Source organism: Micromonospora sp. DT48, from assembly GCF_049844495.1.
In the GTDB taxonomy this organism is placed as follows: domain Bacteria; phylum Actinomycetota; class Actinomycetes; order Mycobacteriales; family Micromonosporaceae; genus Micromonospora.
The window spans coordinates 21,843-29,287 of record NZ_JBNCLE010000036.1 but is presented as its reverse complement, the minus strand read 5'-3'; the positions used below and the strand labels follow the sequence as shown (position 1 = coordinate 29,287).

Sequence of the window (7,445 nt, the reverse complement as noted above, 5' to 3'; positions counted from 1 at the left end):
AGGGCGGCTGCGTCCACTTCGCACGCCCCACCACCGCATCCTGCCAGGTCAGACCGCCAATGGCGGCTGCCGTACTACGCGCGAACAGGATTCCCGTTCAGGTGACGGCCGGATCGGCGATTCAGCCGGCCGGACGCTGGGACGACGTCACGCCGTTCTGGGGCGGCAGCGTCATCTGGACAGGCACCGGCGCCCTCTGCACCGCCGGGTTCGCAGCCAGAACGTCCACTAACGCCCAGGTGATGATCACCGCACGGCACTGCGGAGCGAACACCAACTGGTACACCCCGCTCTACCAACTCTACGTCGGACGCTCCAACAGCGGCTCGGTGGCTCTCGACGCCATGACCATCAGCGAGCAAACCTACCAGGGTGCTGTCTTCACCGGCCCCTTCAACTCCAACTCCGGCGTACCGATCGTAGGCTGGGCCAGTGCCGTTCTCAACGATGTGGCCTGCACCTCCGGTGGCTTCAGCGGCAACGACTGCAACACGAGAATCACGGAAACCAACATGTACTTCAACCTGAACGGAAACGTCACTGGCCCGGCGTTTATGACTGAACACTTGGCAGGGGTTGCATCCGTCGGTCAGGGTGACAGCGGTGGGCCGACGATCGGCTACGACACCGGCGGTTTCAGGGCGTTGGGCATCATCAGCGCTGTCAGGACCGGGCAGCAGTTCGAGGGCACCTGCCAGGGGTATGACTACACCGGGCGCCTGTGCTCGCGGGTCGCGTTGCACATCAATATCGGCAGCATCCTGTCGCACTTCAACCTGACCATCGCCACCAGCTGAACCGATGACCTCGCCGTCGGGCCATACATCGATGTGGCCCGACGGCAGGGCCGCCGCTATGCTGAATCTTGCCATGCGTATGCAACGAATCGGCTTGGTCGCAGCCAGTTTCCTGGCGGCGACAGCAGGGTGCGCCGGATCCGAAGCCAATGATCTCGGACAACCGGCGGGGCCGACACCAGCCCAAACCCGGGAACTCCTGACGACGCCCTCCACGACTCTCGGTGACACACCGCGAGAACTGCTGATCCGCGACGCCGAACGCACCTACCCCACCAACTCGTACTCAGGCATGAGCACCGATGGAGCAGCACTGGTGATCCACCGCGTGCCAGTGCCACGAGTGGACGAACTCGACACCGGTCTGCGCCTTCGACACCCGGAAGTCCAGTTGGCCTTCGCCGACGCGCAACATCCACGCACCGTGCTCAACGAGGTGTCGGACAACATCATGAAGGACATCCCCTACTGGCAAACCGAAGGAATGGCCGTCGCGGCAGTGGCACCCCGCGCCGACGGATCCGGCGTCATGGTCATGGTCGACCAAGCGACCGCGGACCTGGCCGCTGCCATGCGGGAACGATACGAGTTCCCGAACATCGAGCTGACCCAAGGCGAAATCGCCCCCGCCTGACGCCCCTCCGTCCTCATGCAGATCAACCTGGCACCAATCGATGCCGGCAGCAGATCAACTGCTCAGCCGAACCGCTGCCCCCCGCACCCATCGGCCAGACGCGCGCCATGCCCGATCTCGGCATCGCCATTGCCTACAGGACTCGACCCCGAGTGTGGTCGCGGCTGCTGCGGGCCGAAGCTGGTGCGAGCGTCGGAAGATCTCTGACGTCCCGAACCTGCTGGCTCGGGTCTGCCACGCTGCTTTACATGACGTCACGAACATGTTCACGCCGCCTAAGCCCAGCTCAGAGACGTATCAACGCTGGGACCGGTCGGTAAGCTCGAACAGGACTACCTGCGCAGAACCGTGCTCCGGGAACACGACAGCGCCCGAATCGACCCGGTCGCCCCGGCGTTTATCGCCGCTACGGCGCGCACTGCCCTCGACCTGGGCTACCACGTCATCCTCGAAGGCATCCTGCACACCGAACGCTACGCCACCGTCCTGCACCAGCTCATCGGCGACCATCCCGGACCAGTTGCCGTGTTCTACCTGGACGTGTCCGTGCGCCACGAGGCGCTGCATTACCGAGTGGAGGTGAGAGAACTCCACCGCCGCCCAGTCGCAGCAGGGTGGTGAAGCTGAGGACAGCCCGACTCGGGGAGCGCCGAGGAGGGTGGGAGCAGTCCTGACAACGCCGGGACGGCCTGGTACTGCCAGACGGGTCGGGTCCGGCAAGCGACGCGGAAAGGTGTACGCGAGGAACCGATGTCCGAAGTTCCGTAAGCGAGGTGGCGGCTCGAACCTGGTGGATCTGGGCCGTTGAGCAGTGCGTGACCGTCTCGGTCCACCGTGGCGGTCAACTCCGTAGCCGGATAGATACGCCGGTGAGGAGGCCAGTGGGAAGGTCTGCGGCGTACCGCTGGCGAAGCTGCCGGAGCAAAGTCGGGCACCTCATCCGCGAATCGGAGTGCAGTGAACGTGGGAACCATCCGCGGTCGCCCTCGTGCCAGGCATCCGGTCTGGTGAAGGGCAGGTCCGCTGCCGACTGACGGTCGCGGGTGGGACGGAGGCCCCGTAGTAGTCGCGGGAGTGACGACCCGTCATGGGGGCCGGGAAAGCCGGCCGCAGGGCGAAGGGGGCCAGCAAGCCAGCAGTGGAAGATCTGGAATGTCAGGAGGGCTGTCGCCGGTGAATACCGACGAACTGGAGCTGACGCTGATGCGCGCCGAGCACCGGGTACTGAAGATCCAGACGAAGCTGCACGGATGGGCGGGTGAGAGCCCAACTCGCAGATTCGATGACCTGTACAACCTCGTCGCCGATCCCGCTTTCCTTCTGGTGGCGTGGTATCGGGTTCGGGGAAACAAGGGCGCCAGAACCGCTGGGGTGGACCGATTGACAGTGCCGTCCATCGAACAGCAGCTGGGGGTCGAGAACTACCTCGGTCGGCTGCGGTCCTCGTTGAAGGAGCGCAGCTTCCAGCCGCTGCCGGTCCGGGAACGGATGATCCCCAAGCCGGGCGGTAAACGCCGCCGATTGGGTATTGCGACGATCACTGACCGGGTGGTCCAGGCGTCCTTGAAGCTGGTGCTGGAGCCGATCTTTGAGGCGGATTTCCTCCCGTGCAGCTACGGGTTCCGTCCCAACCGCCGCACGCATGATGCGGTAGCCGAGGTGCGCTTCCTCGCGTCCCCACCGCGCAAGTATGAGTGGATCGTGGAGGGAGACATCAAGGCGTGCTTCGATGAGATTTCACACCCCGCCCTGATGGAAAGGGTGCGGGCTCGAATCGGGGACAAGCACGTCTTGGCCCTGGTGAAGGCGTTCCTGAAGGCGGGCATCTTCACCGAAGATCGCCAGCTTCGGGAGACCAACACCGGCACCCCGCAAGGGTCGATCCTGTCCCCGCTGCTGTCGAACGTCGCCCTCTCGGTGCTGGACGAGCATGTCGCCCGTGCACCCGGCGGGCCGAACGTCAGCAACGCAAGGCGCGCCACACGGCGTCGTCATGGCCTACCGAACTACAGGCTCATTCGGTACGCCGATGACTGGTGTCTGATGGTGAAGGGCACCAGAGACGACGCGGTGGCGTTACGGGACGAGATCGCTGAGGTCCTGCTGACGATGGGCCTTCGCCTGTCACCAGAGAAGACCTTGATCACCCATATCGATGAGGGACTCGACTTCCTCGGGTGGCGCATCCAGCGTCACCGGAAGCGAGGGACAAACCAGCATTACGTCTACACCTACCCGGCCCGGAAAGCCGTGAAGACGGTGATGGGGAAGGTGAAGGCGTTATGCCGCCGTACAGGAACGAACCAGCCCCTGACAGTCCTGCTTGGCCTGCTCAACCCGGCGTTGCAAGGGTGGTGCGCCCACTTCCGGTCGGGCGTCTCGTCCAGCACGTTCGGGTTCCTACGCAAGTACGTGTGGGAGCGGGTCTTCGGGTGGATACGACGCAAGCACCGCCAGCGCAACTGGCGGGAACTGCGTCGGCTGTACTGCTCGGGCGGCTGGTGGCCGGCAGACGGAGAGCGGACACTGTTCAACCCGGCGGGAGTGCGCACCACGCGCTACCGATACCGGGGAACAGTCATCCCCTCTCCCTGGCAGGCCATGGCATGAGGCGGGGAACACCGCTCGGCGGGCTTGTGGAGCGCCCGGTGCCTGGAGACAGGCACGCCGGGTGCGGGGAGCGGGCCAGGGAAACGGAGCAGCGGCAACGCTGCCACCGCGCCCTGGTCCGACTCCACTTTGACGAGACCGTCCGCCGCCACCTCAACCGCGATGAACCCATGTCCTTCACCTCCGCACAGATGCGCAGCTGGTACACCGACCGCGACCTGCTCGACATCCCCGGGGAGACCGTCATCGGCGAGACCAGCACCTTCGAGCAGACGGTCACCACGATCCTGCACGCCAGCAACCTCACCACCGTCGTCCCGCAGACGCCCTGCCCACGACGATGCCCGCACTGCGCCCGCAAAGCCGACCAGACGACCACCGCGACGGAGGCTCCGTGACGCCGCCTACGGACCGGAACTCCTCAGCTCAGACCCGCTCGTCTTCACCACAAGGCACTCAAGGCGTACGCCGGGGAAGAAGGATCGTATCGATGAGAGACATGCCGCCGACGTCGCGACAGACAACCGAAGTGACCAGCACGTTCGTGATCGATGATGTTCCGGGACGCCTGGCCACCACCGCCACATCGAACGGCGAGGTCGGTCACGTCGACCTGCGGGCCGGCACGCACAACTCCACCCTGGCCGGGCTCACCGACGCCCTGTCTACCGCGATCACCACCGCACTCCGAGCCGGAGCACCCCCAACCGCGCTCGTCGATGTGTTCCGGCGTACCCGCTACGTTCCAGCTGGCGCAACCGGTGATCCGCACGTGCCGTGGACGACGTCGCTGACCGACCACCTCGCCCAGCGCCTGCACCACAACCACCCCGACGGGCCGGAACGGCCATGACGACGCTGCCCGCCGGCTGGGCGGACCCGAAAGACGTTGGGCGCGCGGTGACGAGTTACGGGAGTTGGTCAGGGCCAACGTGCCGCTGATGAGGGCGCTGACCGTGGCGCGGGACTCGGGGCTGCCCGACGCGTGGATCGGTGCGGGTGTCCTGCGAGACCTGGTCTGGGGACGCCGCTACGGCACCGGGTTCGACCTGCGTACGGTGCGGGATGTGGACGTGGCGTTCTTCGACCCTGCCGACCTGAGCCGGGACAACGACGATCGGGCCACCGCCCGACTGGCCACCCGATACCAGCAAAGCCCTCGGCACATACCCCTACCCGAGGACAGTGATCCACACCAGCAGCACCAATGAACGCTGGGATCGGGCCAGGCGCAAGGGCTGACAGGCGACCTGGCTCAGCCCTCGACGACCCTTGGCCCCGCCACCAGCAGTGGCCGTGACCCGCTCCGCAACTCGGACAGGTGTTAGACACCGCCGGCAGCTTCGCTTCCCGACGTTGTGTTCCGTCGGTGGGCGTCTCTAGGCTGCCACCGTTGGGTGGTAGGCGCGGGGCGTTCGAGCGGGGGATAGGGCGATGTCGCTGACCGACACCATCGGCGCCGACTTGCAGGCGATGACCGCAGGTGTAGACCGGTCACAGCAGGAGACCGCAGCGGTCGACCGCGCTATGGAGCAGATCGCCGCTCGCGCGGTGGCCTCTGGCTTTATCGGCATCACGGCCGGTCTCGCCCGGGTACGAGAGGTGATCGGGCGAGCCCGATCCCGGTTGAACGAGGCATCGGGCGTCCTGAGTGAGGCATCGCGGTCCGTAGGTTCTGTGGCGCAACAACCGTCGCCACAGGAGACCATCGCCGCGCTTACCCCGGTGGTCGCGGCGTTGAATACGGTGGATGGCAGCGTGGCTGCGGCGGCGTCCGCGGTCGACGAGGCGCGGCGGCTCGTCGTGGCGGCGCTGCAGGGCGGTCAGCCCGGTCCGACGCTGGCGCGTCTGCAGCAGGTGATGCAGATCCTGGCGGCCGTCCGTACTCGCAGGGCTGAGGCCCGAGGCCGTGTCGACGCGGCGCTGGCGCAGGCTCGGCAGGTCGGTGAGCTGGGAAACTGACTACGGGCGGTGCTAGCGACATTAGCCAACCGCCCACCCCACGCGACACCTCCAGGAGTGCTACCGAAGACCCTGCTCCATCTGAACGGCTTCCCGAATGGCTGACGGACGCCGCCCGCGACCTGCCTCGACGGCAGGCGAAGGATCCGACCTCCGGTGTGGCGCTGATCAATGGAAAGCGGATACCCATGAAGTCTGGCCGTGACCCGGCTGCCGCCGTCGACCTCAAACCGGCCTACCAGCTCATCGCCACCACGACCGACCATCTGGAGGCCAAGCTCGCCGCCCGGATGCGCCGCGAACAGGTCACCCATGCTGCCGTGGTCACGAACAACCCGCCCTGCGACTACACCCCCTACGGTTGCGAGAAGATCCTCTGCCGGCTATTGCCAGCCGGCGCGCAGATGGACGTCTACGTACGAGACGATGACGGGCAGGTACGCCACTGGCGCACCTACACCGGAAACGGAAAGGCGATCGCATGAAGGTGACCTGGACCTACGACCGGGGTGACCACCGCGACAACCACGAGGTCGACCTGACCGATTCCGACGCTTTGGAAGCACTCCTACGTGAAATTCATCAGGCCGGCGAGGGCGTCGTCGTCACGATCTTCAGCGACATCACCGACGACCCCGACGACCTGCCACCGGGCCTGCAGATCGGCCTCGGCCATCGCACCCACGCTTTCGCGGTACATATCGCCGACGACGGCGGCTACCTCAACGACCCCACAGTGCCGCCACCGGACCATGAACTCCGCTTTGACCTCGGTGGGGTGCCCACCGAATACCCCATCGAGCATCTCCGGCTGCGACCAGACACGGCCATACAGGTAGCAGGCACCTTCCTCAAGAGCGGCGGCAAACCACCGCACATACCCTCTGCCCGTGTGTAGCCGCGGCGAGATCCCATGGACGGGTGAAATAGCAGTGGCGCAGCGCCAACGCGCGGCGGCGGTGATCGTGCGCGACGGCCGAGTGCTGATGGTGCGGGAGCGCGGGCGTGGTCCTTCCGGTCGTCACGATGGCCAGGAATACTGGACGCTGCCGGGCGGCGGGATCCGCGTTGGCGAGACAGCAGAGGACGCCGTACGCCGCGAGGTCGTCGAGGAGGTCGGCCTTCGACCTTTGGCTGTTCGATACCTGCTCGACGTGCCCTATCCGTCGGGACTGACTTCATGCTTCGCGGTACAGGTGGCAGACGGTGAACCGAGGCTGGGCGATGACGGCCTGTCCTGTGACTGCCCGGTCATGGTCGGCGTGGACTGGGTGCCGCTGCCGCAGCTTCCGACCGAGACGCCGGGGATGCCCATCCCAACGATGCTCATCGTATGGGAGTCGCAGATTACGTCGTGATAGCCACGATTGCCCAAGTGGCATGATCGTTGGTGCGGTCCCTGAGCTGCTGGTCAGTCGACGGTCCCCTTGTGCTCACCCTGA

10 protein-coding genes and 1 pseudogene are annotated in these 7,445 nt (G+C 65.9%); 10 read left to right on the top strand and 1 reads right to left on the bottom strand.

Features of this window, described 5'->3' with window-relative positions; genetic code table 11:
* Positions 1-797 (top strand): annotated as a pseudogene (locus ACLQ2S_RS26400) (hypothetical protein); the annotation flags it as partial.
* Between the two features lie 4 nt (positions 798-801).
* Positions 802-1,431: a hypothetical protein gene (locus tag ACLQ2S_RS26395; protein WP_230462971.1), complete on the top strand. Its 630-nt coding sequence runs from the start codon at positions 802-804 to the stop codon at positions 1,429-1,431.
* Positions 1,432-1,728: 297 nt separating this feature from the next.
* On the opposite strand, the gene ACLQ2S_RS26390 is transcribed toward ACLQ2S_RS26395, so the two are convergent.
* Positions 1,729-1,986, bottom strand: a complete 258-nt coding sequence (locus ACLQ2S_RS26390; protein ID WP_425703627.1) for a hypothetical protein — start codon at positions 1,984-1,986, stop codon at positions 1,729-1,731.
* 618 nt (positions 1,987-2,604) lie between these two features.
* On the opposite strand from ACLQ2S_RS26390, the gene ltrA reads away from it, so the two are divergent.
* The 8 genes from ltrA (at position 2,605) to ACLQ2S_RS26350 (ending at position 7,361) form a co-directional block, all read left to right on the top strand.
* Positions 2,605-4,041 carry a group II intron reverse transcriptase/maturase gene (gene ltrA / locus ACLQ2S_RS26385; RefSeq protein ID WP_102660010.1) on the top strand — a complete coding sequence of 479 codons (1,437 nt, stop codon included), beginning with the start codon at positions 2,605-2,607 and terminating at the stop codon, positions 4,039-4,041.
* 38 nt (positions 4,042-4,079) lie between these two features.
* Positions 4,080-4,439 (top strand): hypothetical protein, encoded by a 360-nt coding sequence (locus tag ACLQ2S_RS26380; protein ID WP_425703625.1) that lies wholly within the window; start codon positions 4,080-4,082, stop codon positions 4,437-4,439.
* A 131-nt stretch (positions 4,440-4,570) separates the two neighbouring features.
* A complete protein-coding gene (locus ACLQ2S_RS26375) occupies positions 4,571-4,894 on the top strand; it encodes a hypothetical protein (RefSeq protein WP_425703623.1) in 324 nt (107 codons plus the stop codon).
* A gap of 88 nt (positions 4,895-4,982) precedes the next feature.
* Positions 4,983-5,252: a nucleotidyltransferase family protein gene (locus ACLQ2S_RS26370; RefSeq protein WP_425703621.1), complete on the top strand. Its 270-nt coding sequence runs from the start codon at positions 4,983-4,985 to the stop codon at positions 5,250-5,252.
* A 223-nt stretch (positions 5,253-5,475) separates the two neighbouring features.
* Entirely contained in the window at positions 5,476-6,003 is a 528-nt protein-coding gene (locus ACLQ2S_RS26365) for a DUF6244 family protein (RefSeq protein ID WP_425703619.1), read from the top strand.
* Positions 6,000-6,488 carry a DddA-like double-stranded DNA deaminase toxin gene (locus tag ACLQ2S_RS26360; protein WP_425703631.1) on the top strand — a complete coding sequence of 163 codons (489 nt, stop codon included), beginning with the start codon at positions 6,000-6,002 and terminating at the stop codon, positions 6,486-6,488. Before ACLQ2S_RS26365 ends, ACLQ2S_RS26360 begins: the two co-directional genes overlap by 4 nt.
* Positions 6,485-6,901: an Imm1 family immunity protein gene (locus ACLQ2S_RS26355; RefSeq protein WP_425703617.1), complete on the top strand. Its 417-nt coding sequence runs from the start codon at positions 6,485-6,487 to the stop codon at positions 6,899-6,901. Before ACLQ2S_RS26360 ends, ACLQ2S_RS26355 begins: the two co-directional genes overlap by 4 nt.
* 34 nt (positions 6,902-6,935) lie before the next feature.
* The gene (locus ACLQ2S_RS26350) at positions 6,936-7,361 is read left to right on the top strand and encodes an NUDIX domain-containing protein (protein WP_425703615.1); all 426 of its coding nucleotides are present in this window, start codon (positions 6,936-6,938) and stop codon (positions 7,359-7,361) included.
* The last annotated feature ends 84 nt before the right edge of the window (positions 7,362-7,445 follow it).

Bases quoted from the DNA above. Each gene is read 5' to 3' on its own strand.
- ACLQ2S_RS26355 (WP_425703617.1), top strand. From the start codon at position 6,485: ATGAAGGTGACCTGGACCTACGACCGGGGTGACCACCGCGACAACCAC.
- ACLQ2S_RS26365 (WP_425703619.1), top strand. From the start codon at position 5,476: ATGTCGCTGACCGACACCATCGGCGCCGACTTGCAGGCGATGACCGCA.
- ACLQ2S_RS26370 (WP_425703621.1), top strand. From the start codon at position 4,983: ATGAGGGCGCTGACCGTGGCGCGGGACTCGGGGCTGCCCGACGCGTGG.
- ACLQ2S_RS26395 (WP_230462971.1), top strand. From the start codon at position 802: ATGACCTCGCCGTCGGGCCATACATCGATGTGGCCCGACGGCAGGGCC.